Raw genomic sequence first — 26,016 nt, forward strand, 5'->3', positions numbered from 1 at the left:
GGGCATGCGTCAGCCGATGCGTGCATGCACCCGCCGCAGCGTCCGCGCGATCATCCGGCGCGCGATCGGACGTGGTACCGATAATCCACGCCAGCGCAGCGCACCCACCCGGAAGGTGGCGGTGGCGGTGGCCAGTACGTTGCCTGCCGGGTCAGTCAGCCAGCCACGCGTGAAGGCGATGCTCCCCTTGCTGTGCTCGACTTCGCCCCAACCGATGATGCGCCCTGGTCGTGCCGGACTGACGAAACTGGTCTTGGATTCCACCGTGACCGCGATGCGGTTGGCGGGCAGTGTGGCGTAGATCGCCGGCCCCATGCAGTCATCCAGCATCGCCGACAGGAAGCCTCCCTGCACGTTGCCCATCGGGTTGGTCAGCATCGGCCCGGCGTCGAACTCGACATGGATGCGGCGCAGTGCGTCATCGTATTCGACGAATCGCCAGCCGAGCAGGGTGCCCGCCTGGGAGGGCGGCAGATCACCGTTGACCACGCTGTAGAAGATCGATTCGGGATTCATGGGAGCCTCGATGGAGGGAGAGGAGGGAGCACGCATCAGGACAGTGCCAACAGGGCCAGCACGAATCCGATGACCGACAGCAGCACCACCGCGGCGCCGGCGGGCACCGGTGTACTCGCGCCGGTGCGTCGCCGCACGCCGGAAGCGACCAGTACCGGCGGCACGGTGGCGACCAGGCAGAACAGCTGGAAGGCCAGCAGTTGCGGCAGCGCGAAGTGCCCGCCGAAGAAGATCAGCCAGGCCAGCATCACGCCGGCGCCGGCCAGTGCGATCCAACCGGCGCCGACCACGCGGATGAGTGCCATCAGCAGCAACTGCATGCGCGGTTCGACCTCCTTCCATGGCAGGCCCACGGCCTGGCCGTGGTAGGGCATGAAGTCGGAGCGTTTCAGGTAGGCCGCAGCAAACAGCGAGACAATGAAGAACGCCAACAGGTAGCAGCCGAACGCGAGCCAGGCGAACAGGTCCATGTGGGGGCCATGCGGTTGCGGAGGGGAGCCCCGGTGATGCCGGCGGCCATGCCGGATGCATCGCGAGGTTGCGCGATTCTCGGGCAATGCCCTGTTAGAGGCGTGTCGCGGCGTGGAGGACCGTTCCTCCATCCGCCTTTAACGCGGGTGTGGTGGTGAGGAATGCGTCACACACGTGCCATGCGCCCTATCGCGTTTTCTGTGAAGAGGTCGCAACTGCCCATCCACGCTTCGGTCACCGCTCTGCGCAGACGCTGGGATTCCATCCGACGAGGGACAACGACATGACTCAGCTCACCCTGCCTGAACTGTCCAGGAAAATGGCCGGCATCGATTTCACGATGCTGCAGACCCACGCCGGCGGAGAGATTGCCGGTCGTCCGATGAGCAACAACGGCGACGTGGACTATGACGGTGACAGCTGGTTTTTCACCACCGAAGACACCGACATGGTGCGCGAGATTGAAGCTGACCCCGCCGTCGCGTTGGGTTTTTCCGGCAGCAAGTCGCTGCTGGGCAAGCCACCGTTGTTCGTGCACGTGCAGGGAAGGGCAGCGCTGGTGCGCGACCGGGCCACGATGAGCCAGCACTGGGTGAAGGACCTGGAGCGATGGTTCGAACAGGGCGTGGATACACCGGGACTGGTGCTGATTCACGTGCGCGCCAGCCGCATCCACTACTGGGATGGCGAGGACGAGGGCGAAATCGTGATCTGAGCGGAACCGTGCAGGGCCCGGCGCATCGTGTTCCAGGGTCAGCAGTTCGCAGGGTGCGCTGCCGGATCCCCAACATTGGCCAGCTCCGGTGCCAAGGCGTGTTCCACCGCACGCCGCAGCAGTGCCGGCGCGACATAGTGCCGGTGCCCGGCGTCGATCAGTGCCATGTACATGCTGCCAAACGCATTGAGGGTCTGCACGCGAGAGCCCAGGCTGATCTCGACATGTCCATCGCTACGCCGCTGCACGCGCACGCTGCTGCGGAAACGCAGGTGCCGATCGTCGGCGCCGAGCAGGACTTCGGCGTCGTTGTCCTGCGTATCGATGTGCGAATCCAGCACCGGAAATCGACCAGCGAACAACCGGCTGCGATCGGTGGACAGCAGTGACGACACCGGGCATCCCAGCGGCGACGTGCGCAACCGCAACGGCGCCACCAGTCGGTTTCGCAGCGCCATCAGATGGCCTACGCCGCTGGGCGGATTGCGCAGGAAGCCGTCCAGTACATCGGCCAGCAGTGCCGACGCGGAGCGGTGGACCACCTGCGAGGGTTCCAGGCACAGGGTGGTCAGGTCCTGGTAGTGGCTGTGCGGCAGCGCTGTGGGCAGCAGGCCATCGGTGGCGGCGGGCCGCGAACGGATGGGATAGGCCGGTGTGGCACGTTCGACGAACCCGTGCAGCGGCCGCATGGGGATGCGGCGCAGCGGGCCGAGCAGGGCACGGGTACGCGCGCAGAGGTGTGCGCACAGGCTGGGAGGCGCCGCCTGCAGCGACAGTTGCAACAGCGGTGCCGCCGCAAGCGAAGTGCCCGAAGGCCAGTGCGATTTCGGAAGCACCTCGGTCAGGCTGGGGATATCGGCGGCATTGCGTTGCACCTGTGCACGCGCCTGCTCGCTCATCGCGCCGGCCAGTTCATTGCTGTGGCAGGACAACGCGAACAGCGCGGGATGTGCAGGATGGTTCGACGCGAACTGGTGCCAGGTGCCGCCGCCGAAGCGCACGGTAAACAGGCAGTCCGGTGGGATGCGGATGCGCCGAAGCGTGCGCGCGAAGGCACCGGGATCTGCTGCCAGCTGCGTGTCGGAGGCGGTGGCGAAACGCAGCTCGGCTCCCGCGCTGCCGGCGATGGCGGTGAACATGCGCGGGCCTGCATGGCGATGAAACGGGTGGCCACCGGCACCGACGGTGAAGCTGTACAGCGAGGAGGCATCCCCGTGCTGCAGGTGCATGCCACCCAGTCGCGCCGAAGGTTCATCCAACGCATCGATGAACGCCGGGTGGTGGCGCTGACGCTGGCCGGCGTCACTCACCAGCGCGTCACCGGCACCGATGCCGAGCTGCGCGATCAGGGTGACTTCGGTCGGACTGCCGCCGTCCTGTGCCGGAAGCTGCACTGCTGGAAACGAACGGCGATCGCGGGTCGAACCAGGCATCGTCATGCTCCTTGGCGGGGCGGATCAGCGGGCGGGGGACTTGCGGCGGGCGCGGGCTTCACGCTTGAGCGGGCCGCCGACAGGGCAGACTTCGGCCGCCCACGAGAACAACGTGTTGGCCAAACGGTCGGGTACCTGCCTGAAGTACACGAACTGGCCGCGTTTCTCGCGTTCGATCAGTCCGGCTTCCTCGAGGATGCGCAGGTGGCTGGACAACGCCGGCTTGCTGAAGTCGAAGCGCTCGGCCAGCTCGCCCGCGCTGAGTTCGCCGGCGCTGAGATAGGCCAGGATCTGCCGGCGGGCGGTGGAGGCAAGGGCTTCGAAGATGCGGTCCATGGCGAGCTAATTAACTAATTCGTTAACTGATACTCCTCCCGCCGGTGGCGGCTGTCAAGCCATGACCCATTGCGCGGCGCGCCCGGGCTTTGCCATCCTCCCTGCTGTTCTTCGTAGCGTGGAATCCCGATGCGTCCTGCGTTCTGGCTGGCTTTGGCCCTGCTGCCCACCCTGGCGGCGGCGCAACCCGCGCGCACGCCCAAGGCCAAGGCTCCGGCGCAGGATCCCTTCAGCGAGTTGTTCGATACCGCCTGCATGCAGCACATCGGGGCCCCGGCGCGGTTGCAGTCGCTGATGGAATCCAATGGGCTGTCGCCGCTGCAGCCCGCCGAAGCCGCCACGCTGTTGCAGGGGCAATCGGGCGTGGCCTGGATGGTGCCCCTGGCCAGTGGCCGTTATGCGGTGAGCTGGGCTGACGATGGCACGTGCACGGTCTACGCCGAGAAGGCCGACGCGGCGGTCGTGCAGAAGGGATTCGCCCGGTTGGTGCAGGCCGCGCCGATGCCGTTGCAGGTGCGCTCGCTGCCGGGACGTGGGCCGCTCTCGGCCGATCAGGTGGCCATCCAGTACGGCTGGGCCACCCCGGGGCAGGGCAAGCTGCAGGTGCGCTTCCGCCTGGTCACGCGACAGGCCGCCGATGCCGGTGTGCAGGCGATGGCCTCTGCGACGCCGGGTGAGGCGATGCTGGAGCGGGGCGCGCCCGGGCCCTGACAGGAGCCACGCCTGCGGTTCAGCCTTTCACGCAGCGTGTGATATATCGTTTATCGATAAATCCATCCCGGGGCGGCGCGTCCACCCCAACACCGGAGGCCGCTTGACCGCTCGTCCCGCCCGCGCCAGACCCGCGCGAGGCCTGTTTGCCCTGGCCCGGGCCGCCGTACAGGCCGTCCGGGCGATGTGCTGGCTGGGCATCCTGGCCGCACTGCTGGCGGTGCCGCTGGTCGCCCACGACCGCCGCTGGCTGCTCGACAGCGTGCATGACGCCGAGGCCGCTGCCGCGCACGGCAATGATCTGTTCCTGCACTTCTGCCTGGGCCTGGGCGCGATCATCGCGCTGCTGGTGCTGTGCCTGCTGTTCCTGCGCCATCTGCTGAGGCTGCTGAAGTCGGCGGCGCGCGAGCGGCCGTTCACCCACGCCAATGCACGGCGCCTGCAGCGCATGGCCTGGCTGATGCTGGCAATGGAACTGCTGTCGATCCTGATCGGTGCCTATTCGGCCTGGATGGGCCCGGATTTCACCTGGATGGAGGTCGGCGGTGGCATGTCGATCACTGGCCTGGTGGCCGTGCTGATGCTGTTCGTGTTGGCGCGCGTCTTCGCCGTGGGCGCAGCGATGCGCGACGACCTCGACGGTGTCATCTGATGGCGATCGTCATCACCCTGGACCGCATGCTGCAGGAACGCGGCATGACCCTGTCCGAGCTGGCCGGGCGCATCGACATCACCCTGGCCAATCTGTCGATCCTGAAGACCGGCAAGGCGCGCGCCATCCGCTTTTCCACCCTTGATGCGATCTGCCGCGAGCTGCAGTGCACGCCCGGCGACCTGCTCGGGCACGACCCGGCGCAGGCACAGGACGCTGACTGAGCGGTCGCTCTTTTCCCTTACCTACTGACGAAACGGACCTGAAATGGAATGGTTGGCTGACCCCTCGATCTGGATGGGCCTTGCAACCCTGGTCGTGCTGGAGATCGTTCTCGGCATCGACAACCTGGTGTTCATCGCGATCCTTGCCGACAAGCTACCGCCGCACCAGCGTGACCGCGCGCGGGTAATCGGCCTGGCGCTGGCCTTGCTGATGCGGCTGGTGCTGCTGGCGGCGTTGGCGTGGATCATGAAACTGACCGAGCCGCTGCTGACGCTGTTCGACCACAGCTTCTCCGGGCGTGACCTGATCCTGTTGGGCGGTGGCCTGTTCCTGCTGTTCAAGGGCACCATGGAGCTGCACGAACGGCTGGAAGGCCGCGAACACCACGAGGATGGCAAGAAGGTCTACGCCAGCTTCGCAATGGTGGTGGCACAGATCGTGGTGCTCGACGCGGTGTTCTCGCTGGACTCGGTGATCACCGCGGTGGGCATGGTCGACAACCTGGGCGTGATGTATGCCGCCGTGACCATCGCGATGGCGCTGATGCTGTTGGCCAGCAAGCCCCTGACGCGCTTCGTCAACAAGCATCCCACGGTGGTGGTGCTGTGCCTGGGCTTCCTGCTGATGATCGGTTTCAGCCTGGTGGCCGAGGGCCTGGGCTACAAGATTCCGAAGGGGTACCTGTACGCGGCGATTGCCTTCTCGATCCTGGTCGAGGCGTTCAACCAGTGGGTGCGTTTCAACCGTGAGCGCAACGAGCGCCGCCAGCCGTTCCGCCAGCGCACCGCCGATGCCGTGCTGCGCATGCTGGGCGCGCGCCCGGCCAATGGCCACGACGACGAAAACGCGGACGAACACGTCGATGCCGAAGAGCGCCTGCAGCCGGCGGAGCACGAGATGATCCGCAGCGTGCTGGGGCTGGCCGATCGCCCGGTGTCGAGCGTGATGACGGTGCGTGCCGACGTGCAGTGGATCGACCTGGCCCGTGGGCAGGAGGATGTGGTGGCACGCCTGGTGGCGTCGCCACACACCCGCCTGCTGGTGGGTGATGGCGACCTGGACAGCCTGCGTGGCGTGGTGCAGAGCCGCGACCTGCTGGCCGACCTGCTGCAGGGCAGGCCGCTGCAGCTGGAGGGCAACCTGCGCGAGCCGCAGTACGTGCTGTCCAGTGCCAGCGCGCTGCAGGCGCTGGAACTGATCCGCCAGCACCCGGTGCCGTTGGCGGTGGCGGTGGACGAGTACGGCAGCGTGGAAGGCCTGGTGACCGCCAACGACCTGCTGGCGGCCATTGCCGGTGACCTGGTCGATACCCAGGACGAGCGCTATGGCGTGGTCGCGCAGGGCGAGGACCAATGGGAGGCCGACGGTGCGCTGACTCTGGACGACCTGCAGCGGCTGGCCGGCGTATCGCTGCCGCGCAGTGGCGACTACATGACCATCTCCGGCCTGGTGCTGGAGCGTCTGGGGCGCCTGCCGGACATCGGTGACGCGGTGGAGATTGCGGATGTTCGCATCACCGTACTGGCGATGGAGAAGCGTCGCATCGCCCGCCTGCGGGTGGAGCGCCTGGCGCGTCCGTAGCGTCGAGCCATACGCGATCGGGGTTCTGTAGCGTCGAGCCATGCTCGACGGCTTCCTGAGCAGCCGAGCATGGGCCCGGCTCTACACAACACGACCCGCAGCCGTCACCATGGCGGGCCCGCTTTCTGTCATGGATGGTTGCAGTGCTGAGTACGATCGGTTTGTTGATGGGCCTGTATGTGGCCTGGCGCCTGTTCTGGCCACTGCGCATGCCCATCTGGATGAAGGTCGTGCTGTCGTTGCTGCTGGTGGGCGTTGCCGTGCAGCTGCGCATCGTCGCCATGTTCTGGGGCACGATGGCCTCGCCGGAGATCCCGAAGCTGGCCATCGCCGTTCTGGCCACCGGCTCCACGGCGGTACTGCTGCTGGCCTTGATGATGCTGGTACTGGATGCCGGCCTGCTGCTTTCGCGCCTGCTGCGTTGGCCGCGCATCGTATCGGTCCTGCGCGCCTTGAAGCTGCGGCCGTTGGCCGGCCTGCTGGCGCTGCTTGTGAGTGGCTATGGCATCAGCCAGGGCATGGCCGTGCCCCAGCCTCGGCAGATCGACGTGGCGATCAAGGATCTGCCTGCTGCGTTCGACGGCTATCGCGTGCTGCAGCTGACCGACATCCATGCCAGCCGCCTGCTGACCGGCGACTGGGTGCGCAGGGTTGTGGACGAGAGCAACGCACTGACACCGGACCTGATCGTGATCACTGGCGATCTGATCGACGGCAGTGTCGAGGCCCGCCGTGACGACGCGCGCCCGCTCGCGGACCTGCGGGCGCCGGACGGCGTCGTCGCCATTACCGGCAACCACGAGTACTACGCGCAGTACCAGGCGTGGATGCAGGCGTTCCGCGCGCTGCACATGCAGGTGCTGGAGAACAGCCACCTGCAGGTGCGGCGCGGCGATGCTGCGCTGATCATCGCCGGCGTCACCGATCCGGTGGCGGCACGCTATGGCCTGCCGCTGCCGGATCTGGAAACCGCGCTGGCCGGCGCCGATCCCTCTGCACCGGTGATCCTGCTCGATCACCGCCCGCGCAATGCGCGTGAAGCTGCCGCGCGCGGTGTGAAGCTGCAATTGTCCGGGCATACCCACGGCGGGCAGATCTTTGGTATGGACCAGCTGGTGAAACGAGCCAACGGCGGCTATGTCTCCGGCCGCTACGACGTGGACGGGATGACACTGTACGTGAGCAACGGTGCGGGCCTCTGGGCAGGTTTCCCGGCGCGCATCGGTGTGCCGTCGGAGATCACCCTGATCACGCTGCGCCGCGCGCCTTGACCTTAGGGGGTCAGATCCCTTTCCCTGCGGCAAAGGCATCTGACCCCGGCCCGTCAGGCCGCCCGCAGCGGCGGCCGCACATGCGCACTTCGGCGCAGCGCCTGCGCCCGCTTGGCAATCCAGCGCACCACGAAGGCGGTGAACAGCAGCGCCGACGGCACCGCATACCAGAAGTTGCCCGGAACGCGCTTGAAGTACGAGTAGGTAAACACCGCCGCGATGATCCACATGCCGGTGACGTGCAGGCGACGCCAGGCGGTCGGTCCCATGCGCCGGGCGAGCCCCCGGTGCGAGGTGATGGCCAGCGCCAGGATGGCAATGTAGCCCACCGTGCCCGGGAGGTTGGCCAGCGCGGATCGTGCTGGCCAGAACGCCGGGTTGAGGACGCCGAAACTGGTGATCGCGACTGCATGCAACAGGTGCGAGAACGCGAAGGACAGGCCGATGATGCGCCGTTCGCGCAGCAGGAAGCGGGTGAACGGGCCGGGCAGAAGGCTGGCGAACGACGATGCCGTGAACGCTGCCAGGAACAGCAGGAACGATGTGCGGGCAGTGACCCGGATCGCGGCTCGGCTGCCTTCGGCTGCATCGGGATACGGGGCGAAGGCCGCCAGCGCGAAGGCGATCAGGACCACCGCTACGGCCACGAACAGGCGCCAGCCATGCAGGAAGGACGTGTTGGAAGGAGCCATGATGAGACCTCGAAGTAGGGGGACGGTAGTGCCGGCCGCTGGCCGGTCAAGGAAGGGGTAGTGCCGGCCGCTGGCCGGTCAAGGGAGGGGTAGTGCCGGCCGCTGGCCGGCCAAGGAACGGGTAGTGCCGGCCGCTGGCCGGCAACCTCAGAAAGCGGGCAATGCAACCAGCACGCCCGCCGCGCACAGCTCGCCCAGAACAGGCACGCAGGCCATGCGCAATGCGTCCGCTGCCACGCCATGTGTTTCGGACAGCAGCTGCAGTGCTTCATCCACCGACGCGCTGTCGTCACCGAACACCGACAGCAGCGCGTAGGCCAGCGGTGACAGTTCCTCGGTCAGCAGGCTGAAATCGGCGAGGCGCTGGATCACCAGCAGCGTGGGAGCCGTGCTCAACACCGGCTCCAGCGCCCCGTCCTCATGTACTGGCCACTGGTAGCCAAGCACCCGCACCAACGGCGAAACCGCCAGCACATCATTGCCTACGGGAGCCCGCTGCAGCGGCCGCCCACCGTCACGCGCTTCAATGTGCAGCGACTGCTGCGTGCTCTCGTAGTGCGCCAGTTCCGCTGCCCAGCCCGGCAGCGCCAGCGTGTCCTGCACCGCCAGCCAGGCCGCGAACTCGCCCGCGATCTGCGGGAACAACGGCGTGCGGCAGGCGTGCCTCGCGTAGTAGTGCTCGACGGTGTTGCGCCAGCAGGCATCGCCCAGCTGCGACTTCAACCGCGGCAGGCTGCCGGCCAGCAGGGTGTCCAAGCTGTCGATGCACAGGCGGCGGTAGACCGCCATCCGCCGCGCCTCGATGCCATCGGGTGCGGTCTTTGCAGGGGCGCGCACATGATCGGCCCAGCGCCGTTGCAGGGTAGCCAGCGACTCAGCCATGGGCCACCTCGGGCCAACGTGCCTCGGCCTGCGCCTGGCGGATCTGACCGACCTCGGCCAGCAATTCGGCAAGCGGGGGGAAGTTGAAGTCGCGTTCGAGCAGCGTGGGGCGCACGCCCACCCGCGCATAGGCCTCGCGCAACAGTGCCCAGACCACGCCTTTCACCGGCGCACCATGGGTATCGATCTTGAAGCCATCGTCTTCATCGAAGTGGCCCGCTACGTGCAGCGAGGCGACGCGGTGGGCCGGCACGCGGGCCAGGAATTCGAAGGCGTCGTAGCCGTTGTTGCAGGCGTTGACGAAAACGTTGTTGACGTCCAGAAGCAGGTCGCAGTCGGCTTCGGCGAGCACGGCGTTGATGAAGTCGATCTCGCTCATGTCCGCGCCGGCAACGGCGTAGTAGGAGATGTTCTCCACGGCGATGCGTCGGCCCAGCATGTCCTGCACCTGGGCGATGCGACCGGCGACATGGTGAACGGCCTCGGCGGTGAACGGCAGCGGCAGCAGGTCGTAGACATGGCCGCCGGCGGCGCAGTAGCTCAGGTGTTCGCTGTACAGCTGCACCTGGTGCAGGTCGAGGAAGGCACGGGTCTGTGCCAGCAGGGTGCGGTCCAGCGGATCAGGACCTCCCAGCGACAGCGACAGGCCGTGGCAGGTCAGGGGATGGCGCCCGCTGAGCTGGCGCAGCGCGGCGCCGTGTGCACCGCCGACGCCGATCCAGTTGTCAGGGGAGACTTCGAGGAAGTCGATGGCACCGGCCGGCATGGCCAGCAGTTCGTCGATCAGCCCACGGCGCAGGCCAAGACCGGCGGCATGGGCGGGCAGGGGCAGGGACATGGTGGATGCTCCAGGGAGAGGGCGCCGCCTTGAAGGCGGCGCCGGGTGAACGTCGATCAATCGGCAACGCGGGAGAACAGGCCCTTCGGCATCGGCTTGCCGTTGGCGGTGTAGACGCTGCGCAGGTAGTCGTGCGCTTCCTGCTCGCTGATGTAACCGTCGTGGTCGGTGTCGATGCGGTCGAACTCGGCGGCGCGCTTGGCGGCCACAGCGTTGAACTCGGCACGCGAGACCTTGCCGTCGTGGTCGCGGTCAGTGCGGGCAAACGAGGCGTCGCCGCACTTGCCTTCGCCACACTGGCCCTCGGCCACCTTGGCCTTGCCGGCGGGCTTGCCGGTGGTGGCCTTGTTGGCCCCGCACTTGCCTTCACCGCACTTGCCTTCGGCGGTGGCGCTCATGGCCACCGCGCTGATCGCCAGCGGTTGGATCGCGGCGGCCTGGCCGGCCAGCAGCAGGCCACCGGCCAGGGCAATGCCGATGGCACCGATGCGCGGCAGGCGGGAGGAGGGGGTGTTCCTGGTCGAGATGGACATGGTGATGACTCCTTGGGAAAGCACGCGGGGCGTGCGGGATGGACGCCGCCGAGGAGGCGACGGAAAGCGAAAGGCGCGGGAACAGGGGATTCAGCTCAGGCGGCGTGGCGACGGCGCAGCAGATAGCCCAGCAGCAGCACGCCGCCGAGCAGGGCACCGCCGAAGCCGATGCCGGGCAGCAGCGCGGCAACCGGCAGCAGCAGGGCGATCAGGCTGACGCCCCAGCCCAGGCCGTCATTGCCGACAGCGGCATGCTGTGAGCCGGCCAACAGCCGGTCCACGCTGAGCGCGCCACCGCCGTTGAGGATCAGCGGCAGCAGCATGGCCAGGAACAGCAGCGGCAGCTTGAAGTTGCCGTAGCCCTGGTCGGTGATCGCATAGCCCTGCCAGAGCTCACCCAGGCCGTTCCATTGGTCGGGCCAGTGCACGGTGGCGATGGCAACGATGGTGAGGACCCAGAAGACGTAGGCCACCGAGCGCGTGGCCAGGCCGAGCAGCAGCATCACCGCGCCCACCAGTTCCAGCCAGGTCGCCAGCTGCCAGTTCAGCGACGCGGGCAGGGCGGAGAACGGGAACGGGAAGCGGCCTTCCAGGTCGGCGAACCAGTTCTGGCCGCCCAGCTTCTCGCGGCCGGATTCAAAGAACTCCCAGGCCAGCAGGGTGCGCAGCGCCAATGGCGAGAGCCAGCGGCCGACGGCGTCCAAGCGGGGGGTATACACGGAAGAGGCGGTGCTGATCATGGTGGTGTCCTGCGGGCCAGTGGTCGATGGAGGCCATTCCAGGCGGCGCAGGTATCGGCAACGTGTGCCGTTGCCCGGGGTTTTGTCAGCGACTGTGGTCGCGGCCGGGGTTTCGTACAGTCAGATACAAAGACGATGCGTTGACGCACATCGGGGCGTTGCGCGCCCGCGTGCGGGGAGCGATATTCACCCGAAAGCGCCCAGCCAGGACCGGCGCGCGAATGTATCCCACTGTAGAAACCCGCCTGCGCCCTACAGTCCGGTACAACTCCGCGCAGCGGAGAAACAGCGGTGATACACCGGCAGGCGGAAATGGCCACTCCCAACACCGGAGTGCCACCCATGATCCGTACCTCGTTGCTTGCCGCTGCTCTCGCCCTTGCCGGCGCAGCCGCCCCCGCCTTCGCCAGCCAGGTCGATACCGCTGCACCGCCCACCGTCATCCTGGTGCACGGCGCCTTCGCCGATGGCTCCAGCTGGAGCAAGGTCATCAGTACCCTGCATGACTGGAAGCTGCCGGCGGTGGCCGTACAGAATCCGCTCACCTCGTTGGCCGACGACGTCGCCGCCACCCGTCGTGCGATTGCCGCTGCGCCTGGCAAGGTGGTGCTGGTCGGCCACAGCTGGGGTGGCACGGTCATCACCGAAGCGGGCAATGACCCGAAGGTGCAGGCGCTGGTGTACGTGGCGGCGTTCGCACCGGATGCAGGGCAATCTTCGGCGCAACAGGGCGAAGGTTTCCCGGTCGGTCCGGGTCTGGCCCGACTGCAGGAAAGGGACGGCTACCTGACCTTGCCGGCTGATGCCATCGCCCAGGACTTCGCGCCGGACGTGATGAAAAAATCGGCCGCACTGCTGTACAGCACGCAGGTCCCGTTGAAGGCCAGCGCGCTGGGCGAAGTAGTGAACATTGCGGCGTGGCGCAGCAAGCCGAGCTGGTACGTGCTCAGCCGTGACGATCGCATGCTGTCGCCGCAGCTGCAGGCCGCCACCGCAAAGCGCATTGGCGCGCAGCTGCAATCGATCGGCAGCAGCCATGTGTCGCTGCTTTCGCATCCGGCGCAGGTGGCCGACAGCATCCTGGAAGCGGCGGGGGTGAAGCCGGCGGAACTGCCGCTGGCCGAGCAGGGGGGCTGAGCGATGGCCGCACTGCGAGGGTACGCATTGCCGCTGTTGCTGGCCCTGCTGGGCGGAGCGGCGTTGTTGCTGGCATGGCCCGGCGCGGATGCCGGCGCGCAACCGCTCGATGCAGAACCGATGGCGGGGTTCGACGGTGGCGGGCCCTGGCACAACACCCCACCGCTCACACTGAAGCAGTTGCGGGGGCAGGTGGTGCTGGTCGAGTTCTGGACCTACACCTGCCGCAACTGCCTCAACGTGGCGCCGCATGTCCACCAGTGGCATGCACGCTACGCGTCGCAGGGCCTGAGGGTGATCGGCGTGCATACGCCGGAGTTCGCCTATGAAGGGTTGCCCGGCAACGTGCGCAAGGCCATCGCACGGTTGGACATCACCTGGCCGGTGGTGCAGGACAACCAGTACCGGATCTGGAACGCCTGGCGCAACCGCTTCTGGCCCGCGCTGTACCTGCTCGACCGTCAGGGGCGGGTGGTCTACCGCCATTACGGCGAGGGCGACTACGCACGTACCGAAAGCGAGATCCAGCGCCTGCTGGCCAACCCCTGAGCCGCGCTACCATGGCCGCGCAGCGCGGCCCTGACCTCCGTCTTCATCGAGAACGCAATGAACCACGTACCGCATATTCTGGTCGTCGACGATGACAGCGAGATCCGCCAGATGCTGGCCGATTACCTGCAGCGCAACGGCCTGCGCGTGAGCCAGGCCGACGGTGGCCGGGCCATGCGCGCGCTGATGGATACCCATGCCGTGGATCTGGTGGTGCTGGACGTGATGATGCCGGGCGAGGACGGCCTGAGCCTGTGCCGCAACCTGCGCGCCGGCAAGCATCGTGCGGTGCCGGTGGTGCTGCTGACCGCCCGCGACGACGAGACCGACCGCATCATCGGCCTGGAAATGGGCGCTGATGACTATGTGACCAAGCCCTTCTCTTCGCGCGAACTGCTGGCACGCATCAATGCGGTGATCCGCCGCACGCAGATGCTGCCGCCAAATCTGCAGGTGAGCGAAGCAGGTCGCCAGCTGGCCTTCGGCGAGTGGCGCCTGGACACCACCGCACGCCATCTGCTGGATGCGCAGGACACCGCGCATCCGCTCAGTGGCGCCGAGTTCCGCCTGTTGCGCGTGTTCCTCGATCACGCCAATCGGGTGCTTAGCCGTGACCAGCTGCTCAGCCTCACCCAGGGCCGCGATGCCGAACTGTTCGACCGCTCGATCGATCTGCTGGTCAGCCGCGTGCGGCAGCGCCTGGGTGACGACGCACGCGAGCCGACCTACATCAAGACCGTGCGCAGCGAAGGCTATGTGTTCAGCGTGCCGGTGCAGTTGCTGGGGCCGGACGAATGAACACCACCGCACACCGCCCACGCTGGCCGCGCACGCTGTCGGCGCGGCTGCTGCTGGTGCTGCTGGGCGGACTGACCCTGGCCCACGCACTGTCCTTCGGCCTGCTGTTCTTCGAACGCTACCAGTCCACCCGCAGCATGATGCTGCGCAACCTGGACGAAGACGTGGCCGTGAGTGTCGCGCTGCTGGAACACCTGCCCGCAGGCCAGCGCGCAGCCTGGGTGCCGCGGCTGGAGCGGCGCACCTACCGTTACCTGTTGCGCCCGGTCGCCGCAGGACCCGGGCTGCAGACCGATCGTGCACGCCAGGTCACGGCGATCATCGACGACAGCCTGCAGCACCGCTATCCGTTGCAGGCACGCCAGGTGGCTCGCCTGCCGGAGCGGTTCGAGGTGGAACTGCGCCTGCACGACGGCACCCCCTTGACCATCGAAGTCACCCCGTCGGGCCTGCCGCTGGCGCGCTGGCTGCCCGCCGTGTTGCTGGTGCAGCTGGCGCTGCTACTGGTGTGCGCGTGGCTGGCGGTGCGCCTGGCCATGCGCCCGCTGCAGCAGCTGTCGCATGCGGTGGAGCATCTGCAGCCGGGCAAGGACGGGCCCGAACTGCCTGAAGATGGCCCGGCGGAAGTGGGCGGCGCGGCGGCTGCGCTCAACGCACTGCAGGCACGCATTCGTGGCCATGTCAGTGAGCGCCTGCAGATCCTGGCCGCGATCTCGCATGACCTGCAGACCCCCATCACGCGCATGAAGCTTCGGGTGGAGACCCTGCCTGAAGACAGCATCCAGCAGCGGTTGCTGGACGACCTCGACCACCTGGGTCAACTGGTGCGTGAGGGCGTGGCCTATGCGCGCAGCAGCCACGTCGCCAGTGGCGCGCCGGTGTCGATGGACCTGGGCGCGTTCCTGGCCAGTGTGGTCGGCGATTACGAGGACATGGGCAAGCCGGTCAGTGGCGGCGCGCCCGCTGGACTGGTCGTGCAGACCTGGCCGCAGCCGCTGCGCCGGGTGGTCGGCAATCTGGTCGACAACGCGTTGCGTTACGCGGGTGCCGCCGAGGTCGAGGCGGGCCGTGATGACGCCGGCAGAGTGTGGATCAGCATTTCCGACCGTGGCCCTGGCATTCCCGAGGGCCAGCTGCAGGCAGTGCTGGCGCCGTTCCATCGGCTGGAAAGCTCGCGCAACCGCGATACAGGCGGCACTGGCCTGGGCCTGGCCATCGCGGTGCAGCTGGCACAGTCGCTGGGCGGCTCGCTGAGGTTGCACAACCGCGAGGGCGGCGGCCTGCGGGCGGAACTGCAGCTGCCGGGGTAACGGGCGGGGTCGGATCCCTTTGCGGGAGCGAAGGGCGCTGACCCCGATGTGGGATCTGCGACGTTCCTGCACGGCCTCGGGATCGGCGATCATCTGCAGGGAGTGTCGAAACCAGGAAACACGCAATGCAGGGAACGCAGCATTCAATCCGGCGCCCGCGCCACGTCGCGCTGCTGGTCGGTCTACTCGCGCTGGCGGCCTGCCAGCGCACAACGGATGCGCCGACCGGGGCACCCGCAGCGGGCGCACCACTTGCCGCCCCGGCCACCGCAACAGACCTCTCTCCGCTGCTCGATGCCCTGCCGACCTGCGCGCTGGACGGCTGGTACATCGATCAGCAGACCAGGCGCCCGGCCCATCCCTGGTTGGCGACGAACGCGCCGAAGCCCTGCAAGGAGGACGGGGAGAACGAGATCGCCACGTTCTGCGTGCAGGGGCAATGGAAGGGGCTGCCGGTGGAGGAGGTGATCCTGCCGACGATGACCTTCGTCTCGTTCCGTGGCGCGAAGATCGGCCTGCCGCTGGAGAAGGCACGTCCCATCGTCCGCCAGCGCTTCGGGCAGGAATTCCCGGGTGGCGCGGCGTACGAGGCAGGCCGTGAGCCGAAGCTGCTGGCCGATCCCGAGGATGCGCAGCGCTCATGGCTGCTGTGCAGCACGCCGGAACCGGGAGACGATCTGGGCAGCCAGGCAGGCGTCAGCTACTCGGGCATGAACCTGCCCTACGACCACGACGGTTGCAGCTACCGCTACAGCCCGGTCGACTTCTGCGATGCGCGGCACCGCGGAGCCATCGAAGATGCCCTCCAGCATCAGAAACCCAATTTCAACAAGCACTACCTGCTGGTGCAGGTCGATGATCGACCCGAGTACTTCCAGCGCACGCTGGTGCTGGTCGACACCCGCACCGGACGCGCCACGCCATTGCCGATCGATGCCTTCACCGGCCCGGCGGGGAAGGGCGGAGAGGCCACCGGCTACGGGACACTGGAAACGGGCGTGGACCAGCCGCAGTTCTGCCTCGATGGCGCGTTGCTGGTCTACCGCGTGTTCGAGGAGGGGCGCTTCTGCTTCGGCTTTGACGGCGAGCGTTTCACCGGCCATGAAACCCAGTACATGCAGGCAGCGGGCAGCCGATGACCGGTATTTCACCCCGTCCATGCCACGCTGCGCGGAACCTGCGCAACCGGGATCGAGGCTGTTGAAGGCGAATACGCAATGACCGCGGCGCGGCAGCGCTCGATGTGGGTGGCGGGCCTGTCCACGGTGGTGGAGTGGTACGACTTCACCCTGTACCTGTATTTCGCCACGGTGCTGTCGCGGGTGTTCTTCGGCGGCGGCGAACAGGCGCTGCTGGTCACGCTGGCCGGCTTCGCGGTGTCCTATCTGATGCGTCCGCTGGGCGCGCTGTGCTTTGGTCACCTGGGCGACCGCCTGGGCCGGCGCTGGATGCTGCTGGCATCGATGGCCTTGATGGCGGCGGCGATGCTGGCCACCGCGCTGCTGCCGACAGCGGCCATGGCCGGAACGACGGCGGGCGTGCTGCTGCTGGTACTGCGCTGCGTGATGGCGTTTTCGGTAGGCGGTGAATACACCGGGGTGGTGGCGTACCTGCTGGAAAGCGCACCGGCGCAGCGACGTGGCCTGGTGACCTCGCTGGCGTCCGCAGCCAGCGAGGTGGGTGCGTTGCTGGCGGTGGCGATCTCCGCGGTTACCGTGGCGCTGCTCGCGCCCGCGCAGCTGGACAGCTGGGGCTGGCGTATTCCGTTCTTCGTTGGCGCGGCGCTGGCACTGGTGATCCTGGTCGCGCGCTCGGGCATGCACGAGTCGCCGGAGTTCGAGCGGCAGCGCCGCGAGGGCAGCATTCCCGCGACGCCGCTGAAGCATGTGCTGCGCAACCATCCGCTGGCGGTGGCGCGCACGTTCGCGATCTCGGCGCTGGGCTCGATTACTTACTACGTCGGCATCACCTATGTGCCCGCATTCCTGCATGCGCGGGGCCACGATGAGGGCGATGCGCTGTGGCTGTCGACGATTGCGGCAGTGGCGGTGATCGCGATCACGCCCCTGTGCGGCGCATTGTCCGACCGTGTCGGACGACGGCCGGTGCTGTTGGGCCTGACCGTGCTGGCAGCGCTGCTGCCGCTGTCCTTGTTCGCGTGGATGGCGCAGGCGACGCCGCTGGGCATCGCGCTGGCCGCGGTGTTGCTGGCCTGCGTGGCCGGTGGCGTGAGCGCGGTGGCGGCCCCGGCCACGGCCGAGCAGTTCCCCGGCGAAGGGCGGGTCAGCGGGCTGGCACTGGGGGTGACCATGGCCACGGCCGTGTTCGGCGGTGCAACGCCCTGGCTGGCGCAATGGTGGGTGGAACGCAGCGGTTGGGCGGCGGCGCCGGGTGCGATGATCGCACTGGTGGCGGTGCTGGTGCTGCCGGTGCTGTGGACCCTGCCCGAGACGGTCCCGGGCAGGGCCAAGCGCTAGCGGGTCAGACCTTCAGGGTCTGCTCGATGTCGGCCAGCACGGCGGCCGCATCGACGCCGATGGCAATCGACTGCACCACGTGGCCGTCCCACACGCTGGGGCCGAACGCCAGGCCTTCCGGCTTGGGAATGGTCATGCCGCGGGCGACGCCGTCGGTGGCCACGCGCACGCTGGCGCGCTCGAACTGGAACAGCTCCGGACGGGTCAGCGCGATGCAGGCGCAGCAGTCGTGCACGACCATGCCCTTGTGGCCGGCCTGCAGGTAGAAGTCCACGTAATCCTGCGACAGCGCACGCACCAGTTCGGCATCGGCACCACCGATCGCAGCCAGCTTGTCCAGGCCGTCACGGTCCATTTCCACGCGGGTGGTCACGTCCAGGCCGATGGCGGTGACCGGCCAGCTGGCGGTGAACACCACGTCGGCTGCTTCGGCGTCGCCCCAGATGTTGGCCTCGGCGGCCGGGGTGATGTTGCCGTTGACGTGGAAGGCGCCGCCCATGATCACCACGCCGCGCACCAGGCCGGCGATGTCCGGCGCCTGCTGCAGGGCCAGGGCCAGGTTGGTCATGCGGCCGACCGCGACCAGGGTCACCTCGCCCGGATGGGCGCGGACCAGGTCGATGATCAGCTGGTGGGCCGGGCGCGCATCGGCCGCCACGTCCAGGCTGGCCGGCACCGGGTGGTTGCCCAGGCCGTTGTGGCCATGGATGTGCACCGGCCAGGCTTCCGGGGTGGCTTCCGGCTGCAGCGGGCCGCCGGCACCGCGTGCGACCGGGGCGGCAAAGCCCCAGGCCTGCTTCAGGTACAGCGCATTGTGCGTGGTCGACTCCACCGAGGCATTGCCGAAGGTGGTGGTGACACCGATCAGGTCGATCTGGGCGTGCTTGTGCAGGTACAGCAGGGCCAGGGCGTCGTCGACGCCCGGGTCGGTATCGAAAATGACTTTCAGCATGTTGTTGTTCTTCTTCTTCCGTGTGGTGCGGGGGGCGCCGGCGGCCCGGAAGCAGGCCGGCGCGCCCTACATTGTCCCATCTTCATGACAGGCAGGGCCATTGCCGGGGAGGCAGGCCATAATGCCCCCAGTCCAGGCACGGAACCGCCGAATGCTGATCGTTGCCCTTCTGCTGGTCCTGCTGGTGCTGGGCCTGAACGTGGTGGCTACCGTGGTGATCGTCAGGCGCGATGGCCTCTCGGCAGGCGGCCGGACGGTGCAGTTGCTGCTGGTCTGGCTGCTGCCGCTGGTCGGCGCCATCCTGTGCATGGCGGTGGCCACGGCCGATGGCTCGGGCAGCCGAGGGGATGGCGGCGGAAGCCATGACACCTCCGTTGGCTATTCCAGTGACAACCACAGCCATCACAGCTACAGCAGCTCCGACTGCGGAAGCGGCGACAGCGGTGGGGGTGGTGACGGCGGCAGCTGCGGTGGCGGCGATTGATGAGACGTTCCAGGGTGCCGGCCAAGGTCACGTCCTGGTAGTGCCGGCCGCTGGCCGGCAACCTCATCCGCTCAACCGCCGCCTTCGGTCGGCAAGGGCGCCGGCACGTTCAACAGCCCGCCTGCTGCCACATAGGCGGCCAGAGCCTGGCCCTGGCTGAGCAGATGGCGCTCCATGGTGCGTTCGGCAGCCTGCGCGTCGCGGCGTCGGAAGCACTCCATCAGCTCGCGATGTTCGGCCAGCGACTGCGCGGTGCGCCCCGGTGTCAGCAGCTGGCGGCCGCGATGCATCTTCAGGATGCGATGCAGATCGTGGGTGATGCGGATCAGCCACGGGTTGCCGGCGTAGTGCTGCACGGTTTCGTGGATCAGGTAGTTGTTGCGGTAGTACTCGGCGATGTTGCCCTCGGCCGCCGCGGTTTCCATCGCCGCATGCAGGTCTTCCAGCTGCTGCACGCCGGCATCGTCGATGTGCCTGACCGCCTCGTGCGCGCAGCGACCTTCCAGCATCGCCATCACCGGGAACAGCTGGTTGAGGTCTTCCAGCGTCAACCGGGTGACCCGGCAGCCACGACCGGCATCGATCTGCACCAGGCCTTCGGCAGCCAGCAGCTTCAGCGCCTCGCGCAGCGGCGTACGGCTGATCCCCAGTTCTTCGCACAGTGCGGGCTCGTCGATCCACTCACCCGGCGGCAGGCGGTAATCGTAGATGCGTTCGCGCACGTGTTCGGCCACCTCTTCGTACAGAGGTGCGCGCTTCTTCGGTGACCGCGGGGCAGGGGCAATGGCCATGGAGGAAGTGTACCGCCAGGTAGTGCCGGCCGCTGGCCGGCAACCCATGATCGCTGGATGGCTTCATGGGATTGCCGGGCAGCGGCCGGCACTACCGTTGGGTGGTTACATCCAGCCCGGTACCACGAATACCAGCCAGGCCAGCAGCGGCCCCAGGGCCACCACCAGTCCGCTGTAGACCAGGAAGCGGCGGAACAGGGTCTCGCGTTCCTCCTTGGCTGCCGAAGCCACCACCAGTGCGCCATTGGTGGAGAACGGGCTGACATCGACGATGGTGGACGACACCGCCAGCGCGCAGATCACGCCGGCGGCGCTGAGGTGACCCTGCATCAGGAACGGCACCGCCAGCGGAATCGTGGCGCCCAGCACCGCAGCCGACGAGGCGAATGCGGAGACAATGCCGCCGACGTAGCAGACCAGCAGCGCGCCGAGCAGCGGAATGCCGATGTCGGACACGCCATTGCCGATGAAGTCCACCGCGCCGGCATGTTCCAGCACGCCGATGTAGGTCACCACACCGCAGATCAGCAGCACGGTGGACCAGCTGATGCCATCCACCGCGCCCTTCTGGCTTTGTGGCGACAGCAGTGCCAGCGCGACAGCCACGGTGATCGAGACCAGGCCGACGTTGAGGTTGTAGATCAGCGCGGCCACGCCCAGGCCGAGCAGGCCGATCAGGGTGAACAGCCGCTCGCGGGTCAGGCTCACCGCATCCAGTGCTGCCGGATCATTGCTGAGCGTGCCGCCGCCGGCTGCGACCAGCGCGCCATGGCCTTCGATGGCGAATTGGCGCGACGAGGCCTGTGGGCCACCGGCCATCGCCAGCTCGGCATTGCCGAGCGTTCCGGCCGCGGTGATCGAGCCACGCCGCAGCAGGGCGATGCCGCCGAACGCGAAGAAGCAGATCGTCGCCATCATGAAGTTGAAGCCCAGGCTGGTCAGGAATACCGCCATCTCGGTCACTTCCAGCCCGGCTTTCTGCACCACGCCGTTGGTGATGCTGCCGTACACGCTGATCGGCGAGAAGCCACCGGCCTGCGCGCCATGGATGACCAGCAGGCCCATCATCAGTGGATTGATGTTGTACTGCTTGGCAAAGCGCAGCGCGACCGGACCGATGATCGCGACCGCCGCCGGGCCCAGCGCACCGAACGCGGTGAGGACCGCGGTGATCACGAACATCACCCACGGAATGGCCACGATATGGCCGCGCACGGCTTTTACTGCCCAGTGCACCAGCAGGTCGATGGTGCCGTTCTTCTGCGCGATGGCGAACAGGTAGGTGATGCCGACCAGGGTCAGGAACAGATCGCCGGGAAAGCCGGCCAGGACCTCCTTGCCGCCCATGTCGACCCACAGCCCGCCGATGATGAAGGCCAGCGCGAAGGCGACGGCGCCCATGTTGATCGGCATCGCCGTGGCAACAATGAACATGATCACCAGACCGATGATCGTTGCGATTTGTGGACTCATGCGCCCTCCCAGACACGTGACTCACGTACAGCACGGATGGAGACCCGCCATCCCGGGGTAAGGCGACGTACGGCGTGTTGCGTGATACGTACTGCTCGAACCCGTTACTGCAGCCGCTCCAGCGCGCTGCGGACCCAGGCCGCCGCGCCTTCAAGGCTCTGGAACTCTTCCACCGCGCGCACCTCGCAGCACGGATAGGCCGGCGCGACCATGCGCGCCAGCGCGTTGCCCGGGCCCAGCTGCAGGAACACGCGCGCGCCGCGCTCGAAGGCCTGGCGCATCACCTGCGCCCATTCGATGGTCTGCGCCAGTTGCAACGACAGCGTGTGGACTGCCGTTGCGCGGTCCCGCACCGGTCGCGCATCGATGCCGGCCAGCAGCGGCAGGCGTGGGGCCTGCAGTGGCGATGCATCGAGTGCGGCAGCGAACGGTGCGACCGCCGTCGCCAGCAATGGTGTGTGTGCGGGCACGCGCACCGGCAGCAGACGGATGTCCGCGCCCTGCGCCCGCGCTGCATCGTCCAGCCGCTGCAACGAGGCGTGCGTGCCGCCCACGATGAAATGGTCCTGCCCGTTGGCGATGGCCACGTGCGCGCCGTGCAGATCGCACAGCGGCTGCAGTACATGGCGTTCCAGCCCGAGCACCGCCTGCAGGCCTGCATCGGCGGGGCTGGCGCTGTCCATCAACTGCGCACGTTGCGCAGCCAGCGCCAGGCAGGTGGCCGCATCAAAGCTGCCGGCGATGGCATGCGCGGCGAGCTCGCCGATGCTGTAGCCGGCCACCAGCACCGGTGCAGGCACCGCTTCGCGAAGTCCCTGCCAGTGCGCAAGGCTGGCTGCACACAGCAAGGGCTGCGCCAGAACATTGTCGAAGCGCGATTCGTCAGCAGCTGCCGCAAATACGTCGCGTCCAAGCACTGCGCTGGCGGTCTCCAGTACGTCGCGCACGGCAGGCAGATCGCGCACGCGGTCGAACATCGCGGCATGCTGCGCACCTTGGCCGGGGCAGAGCAGGGCAAGACTCATGCGACCTCCTGCTGCAGCAGGAACCAGGCACAGGCCAGCAGGTCGGCACTGCCGCCGGGGCTCAGCCGGCGTGCGACGAATCCATCACCGATGCTGTGCAGGCGTGCCTGCCAGCCGGGTACGAAGGCGCCACCGGCATCGAGGAAGCCTCGCGCCTGTTGCTGGGCCCAGCGCAGGCCGTTGGCGCCGCCACGGTGCAGCAGGTTGAGGTCATCCACGCACGCGATCAGCTGCACCAGGGTCTGGCACATCGCGGCCTCGCGTGGCAGGTCGCTGGCCAGCGCGTGGCGCAGGGTAGGCAGTGCCACCTCGCGCAGCAGCGGGTAGCCGGCGGCCGCTTGTTCGCGCACACCCTGCACGCCGTGCCGTGCGCGCGCGCGCTGGCCAGGGCTGTTCGCATCAAGTGGTGCGCCGGCGAGCTCGGCAGCCCAGCGGCGCACTTCCTGGCAGACCTGCTCGGCTGCGACGGCGCCGCCCGCGCGGCCCCGACAGGCAGCGGAAGCCGCCACCAGCAGGCCAAGGCTGAAGATCGCACCGCGATGGGTGTTGATGCCCGCAGTGGCGTGCAGCATCGATATCTCCGCAGCGATGCCGTGCCGGCGCAACGTCTGGAACGGTGCCGCGCTGGCACCGGCGTCGGCCACGGCGATGAAGTAGTGGCGCAGCGTAAACAGGCTGCGCAGGAACGTGCCTGCGTCCATGTCGTGGTGGCTGCCGCTGTCGAATGGCGTGACCAACCCTGGCTTGGGTGCAAGGGCCAGTTCGGCGTGCAGGCTGGCGATGGCGAGGCGCCCCAGACGCGCGCTGTCCACGGCAGCTGGCCTGACCGCCGGTTGCACGAGGGCATTCACGCGCTCACCCCGGTGGAGGCGAACAACGCATCACGTAGTTCCAGTGCGGCACCATCGAGGCGCTTGACCAGTACCTCGCGGCTGCGCCCGGCGTATTCGCGCCAGTTCACCGCGCCACCATCCACCAGGCACAGTTCGCCATCGACCCGCCGGCCGTGTTCGGTCTCCCATGCCTGCAGCCGTGCGACCAGGGCATCGGCCTGTGCGGCGGTGTCGATCCGCCACAGCAGATCGATGTCCGAGCGCGCGTGCACATAGTGCAGGCCCGTGAGGTGCTGCCATGCGAAGGCACCGAATACACGCGCTGCGGCGATGTCCTGCAATGCCTGCAGCGGGCGCTGCCAGTCCTGCACAAGGTCGCCTTCCAGCACCGCCTGAAGTGTCGGTGGCGCTGCGGTGCGCAGCACATCGTGTGCCGGCATGCGCAGGGCCAAGCGCAGTTTGCCCTCGGCGGGTGGCAGCGGCACGCCGAGACGCAGGCGTGGATCGGCATCGTCGGCGGCACGCCGCGCGACGATGGCCGGCCGGCCCTGCGCAAACCAGTCGGCCAGGCGCGACTCATGCGCGGCGATGTCCGCCTGCCAGCCGGCGTGCGCTGACAGCCAGACCAGCGTATGGCGGGGCAGCCGCTCAGGCATCGCCCTGACTCACCGCTTCAGCCACGCGTGCGGCCAGCATGCGACCGCCACGTTCGGCACCCTGCACGGCACGCAGGTCGCCTTCGGCGGGCGTGCGCAGGGCCTGCAGCAGGTGCTGGGAAAGATCGCCCTCCCACAACGAGTCCACCGCACCCATCGCCACGTAGTTGGCGACGCCCGGCGCGAATACCGGCGAGCTCTGGCTGAGCGCCTGCAGCTTCTCCAGCGGTTGCTTGGTCACCCGCGCCATTGCGCGCAGGTCCATCACCCGCACCTGTGCATCGGGCAGGGCGTGGATCTGGTCGGCCATCAGGCCGAATGAGAGGAAGCCGCCACTGACGGATTCGCCGTAGACCAGGGTGATCAGGCGCGCGCCACGGCGGCGTGCCAGATCGAGCGTCTGCGCGAGATGCGCAAAGTAACCATTGATGCCCAACAGTTCGTCGCGCCGCGCCAGGCGCTGTCCGGCGGTATCCACCAGCATCACGATCGGTCGCTGTGGATGTGCGCCGGTGCTGGCAAGCACGGTTTCGGCCAGTGCCAGTGCGTGGTCCACGCCGACTTCAAGCTTGTCGGCGGTACCGATCACGGTCACCTCGCCATCCTCGGTGGTGGCGCTGCCGGTCAGCACCGAATCGTTCACCGCAATGGCATGCCCATGCGGAAACAGGGCATCGAGCAGGTTCTGCAACGGCATGCTCATGGCAGGCTCCGGTCGGCGGTGGCGATGAGGAACTCATCGGTGTCGAGCAGCGGTAGTCGCTCGGGGGCTGCGATGCCCTGGCGGGCCCAGATCTCCAGGCCATCGCGGCAATCGCCCCAGGCCTGCACGCGCGCCTTCAATACCGCATGGCGTTCCTGCAGCGCAGCCAGTGCAGTATCCGGATCGGTGCTGCTGGTATCAGGCTGCAGCGCGTTGCTGGCCGCCTGCGCGAAGGCCTCGATGGCATCGGGCACCAGCACCTGTGCCTGGTCGATCAGGTAGCGGTGCTTGCCTCCCGTTACGCGCCAGACCAGCGCGCGATCGCGGGAATCGAACTCTTCTACGCCGCGCACGGTCTCGATCACTTCCGGGCCGGACAGCGACAGGCGACCCTCTTCGGACATGATGACCGTAGTGCAGCAGCGGGCGACGATGCCCATGCCGCCGAAGGCGCCGTTGCCGCTGCCGATCAGCGCGATCACCGGCACACCCGCTGCACGCGCGTCCAGGGTGGCGCGCATGATCTCGGAAATGGCGATGAGCCCTGCATTGGCTTCGTGCAGGCGCACACCACCGGTGTCCAGCAGCAGAAGCACGCCTTGGGGATGTGTTTCGGCTGCGCGGCGCAGCAGCCCGGTCAGTTTTGCACCGTGCACTTCGCCCACCCCGCCGCCCATGAATTCACCCTGCTGCGCGGCCAGGAGCACGCGTCGGCCACGCAGCGTGGCTTCGCCGACAACGATGCCGTCGTCGAACGCCGCGGGCTGGTCGAGCTGTGCCAGGTGCGGGCTCATCATCCGCCGCGCCGGGCCGAGGAATTCCCTGAAGGAACCGGCATCGACCAGGCTGGCGATACGCTCGCGCGCATCGGCTTCGTAGTAGCTGTAGCGCTGCGTCCGGTTCATCGTGGTTCTCCAGCAAGCAGGGTTTCCACGGCCTGGTCCAGGCGCAGGCTGACTACCGCCGGGGTCGCACCGGCATCGTTGATCGAGATGCGTACATCGCGCAGCGGATGACGCTGTGCGAAGTCGCTGATCACCGCTTGCCACACGCTGCCGAAGCCCTTCGCGGCGGTGATGATGCGCACCGTCATCGCGCCGTCCAGTGCGGCCGGCTCCAGCAGGATTTCCAGGTTGCCCGAGGCCAGCACGCCGACCAGCACCGCTCCGCGCGGAAACTGCACCGCAGTGTGCCCTTCGAATCGATAGTCGAGGGTTTCCATGCTCAGCCCC

31 protein-coding genes are annotated in these 26,016 nt (G+C 67.8%); 13 read left to right on the forward strand and 18 right to left on the reverse strand.

Going from position 1 to position 26,016, the window contains the following annotated elements; all coding sequences use genetic code 11:
• Positions 1–9: 9 nt before the first annotated feature.
• Positions 10–516, reverse strand: coding sequence for a PaaI family thioesterase (locus AC5P5S_RS01530; RefSeq protein ID WP_049459123.1), 507 nt, complete (start codon positions 514–516; stop codon positions 10–12).
• Positions 517–551: 35 nt separating this feature from the next.
• Positions 552–986, reverse strand: coding sequence for a hypothetical protein (locus AC5P5S_RS01535; RefSeq protein WP_005412572.1), 435 nt, complete (start codon positions 984–986; stop codon positions 552–554).
• Between the two features lie 284 nt (positions 987–1,270).
• Here AC5P5S_RS01535 and AC5P5S_RS01540 point away from each other — a divergent pair, with 284 nt between their 5' ends.
• On the forward strand, positions 1,271–1,702 hold the full coding sequence (locus AC5P5S_RS01540) for a pyridoxamine 5'-phosphate oxidase family protein (protein WP_005412573.1): 432 nt from the start codon (positions 1,271–1,273) through the stop codon (positions 1,700–1,702).
• Positions 1,703–1,740: 38 nt separating this feature from the next.
• Here the strand turns inward: AC5P5S_RS01540 and AC5P5S_RS01545 are convergent, their stop codons facing one another.
• Positions 1,741–3,135, reverse strand: coding sequence for a DUF2867 domain-containing protein (locus AC5P5S_RS01545; protein WP_062606687.1), 1,395 nt, complete (start codon positions 3,133–3,135; stop codon positions 1,741–1,743).
• Between the two features lie 24 nt (positions 3,136–3,159).
• The gene (locus tag AC5P5S_RS01550) at positions 3,160–3,471 is read right to left on the reverse strand and encodes a metalloregulator ArsR/SmtB family transcription factor (protein ID WP_004147836.1); all 312 of its coding nucleotides are present in this window, start codon (positions 3,469–3,471) and stop codon (positions 3,160–3,162) included.
• Positions 3,472–3,600: 129 nt separating this feature from the next.
• Here AC5P5S_RS01550 and AC5P5S_RS01555 point away from each other — a divergent pair, with 129 nt between their 5' ends.
• The 5 genes from AC5P5S_RS01555 to AC5P5S_RS01575 all read left to right on the forward strand — a co-directional run bounded on the left by AC5P5S_RS01555 (position 3,601) and on the right by AC5P5S_RS01575 (position 7,911).
• The gene (locus tag AC5P5S_RS01555) at positions 3,601–4,182 is read left to right on the forward strand and encodes an NMCC_0638 family (lipo)protein (RefSeq protein ID WP_005412577.1); all 582 of its coding nucleotides are present in this window, start codon (positions 3,601–3,603) and stop codon (positions 4,180–4,182) included.
• A gap of 184 nt (positions 4,183–4,366) precedes the next feature.
• On the forward strand, positions 4,367–4,834 hold the full coding sequence (locus AC5P5S_RS01560; RefSeq protein WP_005412578.1) for a DUF2975 domain-containing protein: 468 nt from the start codon (positions 4,367–4,369) through the stop codon (positions 4,832–4,834).
• Positions 4,834–5,058, forward strand: coding sequence for a helix-turn-helix domain-containing protein (locus AC5P5S_RS01565; protein WP_005408494.1), 225 nt, complete (start codon positions 4,834–4,836; stop codon positions 5,056–5,058). The genes AC5P5S_RS01560 and AC5P5S_RS01565 overlap by 1 nt, the downstream gene beginning before the upstream one ends.
• Before the next feature lie 43 nt (positions 5,059–5,101).
• Positions 5,102–6,640, forward strand: coding sequence for a TerC family protein (locus AC5P5S_RS01570; protein WP_012479412.1), 1,539 nt, complete (start codon positions 5,102–5,104; stop codon positions 6,638–6,640).
• 134 nt (positions 6,641–6,774) lie between these two features.
• A complete protein-coding gene (locus tag AC5P5S_RS01575) occupies positions 6,775–7,911 on the forward strand; it encodes a metallophosphoesterase (protein WP_062606689.1) in 1,137 nt (378 codons plus the stop codon).
• Positions 7,912–7,964: 53 nt separating this feature from the next.
• Here AC5P5S_RS01575 and AC5P5S_RS01580 read toward each other — a convergent pair whose 3' ends face one another.
• The 5 genes from AC5P5S_RS01580 to AC5P5S_RS01600 form a co-directional block, all read right to left on the reverse strand.
• Entirely contained in the window at positions 7,965–8,603 is a 639-nt protein-coding gene (locus AC5P5S_RS01580) for a ferric reductase-like transmembrane domain-containing protein (RefSeq protein ID WP_012479414.1), read from the reverse strand.
• A gap of 147 nt (positions 8,604–8,750) precedes the next feature.
• Complete coding sequence (locus AC5P5S_RS01585; protein ID WP_062606691.1) at positions 8,751–9,485, reverse strand: HvfC family RiPP maturation protein; 735 nt, start codon at positions 9,483–9,485, stop codon at positions 8,751–8,753.
• Positions 9,478–10,323 (reverse strand): HvfB family MNIO-type RiPP peptide maturase, encoded by an 846-nt coding sequence (locus AC5P5S_RS01590; RefSeq protein ID WP_062606693.1) that lies wholly within the window; start codon positions 10,321–10,323, stop codon positions 9,478–9,480. The genes AC5P5S_RS01585 and AC5P5S_RS01590 overlap by 8 nt, the downstream gene beginning before the upstream one ends.
• A gap of 56 nt (positions 10,324–10,379) precedes the next feature.
• A complete protein-coding gene (locus AC5P5S_RS01595; RefSeq protein ID WP_062606695.1) occupies positions 10,380–10,856 on the reverse strand; it encodes an HvfA family oxazolone/thioamide-modified RiPP metallophore in 477 nt (158 codons plus the stop codon).
• Between the two features lie 95 nt (positions 10,857–10,951).
• Positions 10,952–11,596, reverse strand: coding sequence for an HvfX family Cu-binding RiPP maturation protein (locus AC5P5S_RS01600; protein WP_062606696.1), 645 nt, complete (start codon positions 11,594–11,596; stop codon positions 10,952–10,954).
• A 342-nt stretch (positions 11,597–11,938) separates the two neighbouring features.
• Here AC5P5S_RS01600 and AC5P5S_RS01605 point away from each other — a divergent pair, with 342 nt between their 5' ends.
• The 6 genes from AC5P5S_RS01605 (at position 11,939) to AC5P5S_RS01630 (ending at position 17,867) form a co-directional block, all read left to right on the forward strand.
• Positions 11,939–12,733 carry an alpha/beta fold hydrolase gene (locus AC5P5S_RS01605; protein WP_062606698.1) on the forward strand — a complete coding sequence of 265 codons (795 nt, stop codon included), beginning with the start codon at positions 11,939–11,941 and terminating at the stop codon, positions 12,731–12,733.
• A 3-nt stretch (positions 12,734–12,736) separates the two neighbouring features.
• Entirely contained in the window at positions 12,737–13,282 is a 546-nt protein-coding gene (locus tag AC5P5S_RS01610; protein ID WP_495276284.1) for a redoxin domain-containing protein, read from the forward strand.
• A 57-nt stretch (positions 13,283–13,339) separates the two neighbouring features.
• Positions 13,340–14,080 carry a response regulator gene (locus AC5P5S_RS01615; RefSeq protein ID WP_005408504.1) on the forward strand — a complete coding sequence of 247 codons (741 nt, stop codon included), beginning with the start codon at positions 13,340–13,342 and terminating at the stop codon, positions 14,078–14,080.
• Positions 14,077–15,390 carry a sensor histidine kinase gene (locus AC5P5S_RS01620; protein ID WP_062606700.1) on the forward strand — a complete coding sequence of 438 codons (1,314 nt, stop codon included), beginning with the start codon at positions 14,077–14,079 and terminating at the stop codon, positions 15,388–15,390. Before AC5P5S_RS01615 ends, AC5P5S_RS01620 begins: the two co-directional genes overlap by 4 nt.
• A 125-nt stretch (positions 15,391–15,515) precedes the next feature.
• Positions 15,516–16,529, forward strand: a complete 1,014-nt coding sequence (locus AC5P5S_RS01625; RefSeq protein WP_062606702.1) for a hypothetical protein — start codon at positions 15,516–15,518, stop codon at positions 16,527–16,529.
• Positions 16,530–16,607: 78 nt separating this feature from the next.
• A complete protein-coding gene (locus AC5P5S_RS01630) occupies positions 16,608–17,867 on the forward strand; it encodes an MFS transporter (RefSeq protein ID WP_062606705.1) in 1,260 nt (419 codons plus the stop codon).
• Positions 17,868–17,871: 4 nt separating this feature from the next.
• Here the strand turns inward: AC5P5S_RS01630 and AC5P5S_RS01635 are convergent, their stop codons facing one another.
• Positions 17,872–18,819 (reverse strand): nucleoside hydrolase, encoded by a 948-nt coding sequence (locus AC5P5S_RS01635; RefSeq protein ID WP_004147861.1) that lies wholly within the window; start codon positions 18,817–18,819, stop codon positions 17,872–17,874.
• 151 nt (positions 18,820–18,970) lie between these two features.
• On the opposite strand from AC5P5S_RS01635, the gene AC5P5S_RS01640 reads away from it, so the two are divergent.
• On the forward strand, positions 18,971–19,303 hold the full coding sequence (locus AC5P5S_RS01640) for a hypothetical protein (RefSeq protein WP_043034145.1): 333 nt from the start codon (positions 18,971–18,973) through the stop codon (positions 19,301–19,303).
• A gap of 71 nt (positions 19,304–19,374) precedes the next feature.
• Here the strand turns inward: AC5P5S_RS01640 and AC5P5S_RS01645 are convergent, their stop codons facing one another.
• The 8 genes from AC5P5S_RS01645 to mdcC form a co-directional block, all read right to left on the reverse strand.
• Positions 19,375–20,094, reverse strand: coding sequence for a GntR family transcriptional regulator (locus tag AC5P5S_RS01645; RefSeq protein ID WP_024957000.1), 720 nt, complete (start codon positions 20,092–20,094; stop codon positions 19,375–19,377).
• A 105-nt stretch (positions 20,095–20,199) separates the two neighbouring features.
• Positions 20,200–21,567, reverse strand: coding sequence for an SLC13 family permease (locus AC5P5S_RS01650; RefSeq protein ID WP_005408510.1), 1,368 nt, complete (start codon positions 21,565–21,567; stop codon positions 20,200–20,202).
• 104 nt (positions 21,568–21,671) lie between these two features.
• A complete protein-coding gene (gene mdcH, locus AC5P5S_RS01655) occupies positions 21,672–22,592 on the reverse strand; it encodes a malonate decarboxylase subunit epsilon (RefSeq protein ID WP_043034144.1) in 921 nt (306 codons plus the stop codon).
• Positions 22,589–23,404 (reverse strand): triphosphoribosyl-dephospho-CoA synthase MdcB, encoded by an 816-nt coding sequence (gene mdcB / locus AC5P5S_RS01660; RefSeq protein ID WP_080334772.1) that lies wholly within the window; start codon positions 23,402–23,404, stop codon positions 22,589–22,591. Before mdcB ends, mdcH begins: the two co-directional genes overlap by 4 nt.
• A 35-nt stretch (positions 23,405–23,439) precedes the next feature.
• Positions 23,440–24,081 (reverse strand): malonate decarboxylase holo-[acyl-carrier-protein] synthase, encoded by a 642-nt coding sequence (mdcG, locus tag AC5P5S_RS01665; RefSeq protein ID WP_005408513.1) that lies wholly within the window; start codon positions 24,079–24,081, stop codon positions 23,440–23,442.
• Entirely contained in the window at positions 24,074–24,778 is a 705-nt protein-coding gene (gene mdcE, locus AC5P5S_RS01670) for a biotin-independent malonate decarboxylase subunit gamma (RefSeq protein ID WP_043034213.1), read from the reverse strand. The genes mdcG and mdcE overlap by 8 nt, the downstream gene beginning before the upstream one ends.
• A gap of 2 nt (positions 24,779–24,780) precedes the next feature.
• Positions 24,781–25,689: a biotin-independent malonate decarboxylase subunit beta gene (locus AC5P5S_RS01675; RefSeq protein WP_005408515.1), complete on the reverse strand. Its 909-nt coding sequence runs from the start codon at positions 25,687–25,689 to the stop codon at positions 24,781–24,783.
• Positions 25,686–26,006: a malonate decarboxylase acyl carrier protein gene (gene mdcC, locus AC5P5S_RS01680; RefSeq protein WP_005408516.1), complete on the reverse strand. Its 321-nt coding sequence runs from the start codon at positions 26,004–26,006 to the stop codon at positions 25,686–25,688. The genes AC5P5S_RS01675 and mdcC overlap by 4 nt, the downstream gene beginning before the upstream one ends.
• Positions 26,007–26,016: the final 10 nt, after the last annotated feature.

The sequence above is a fragment of the Stenotrophomonas sp. YJH_SMC_54 genome, assembly GCF_059368435.1.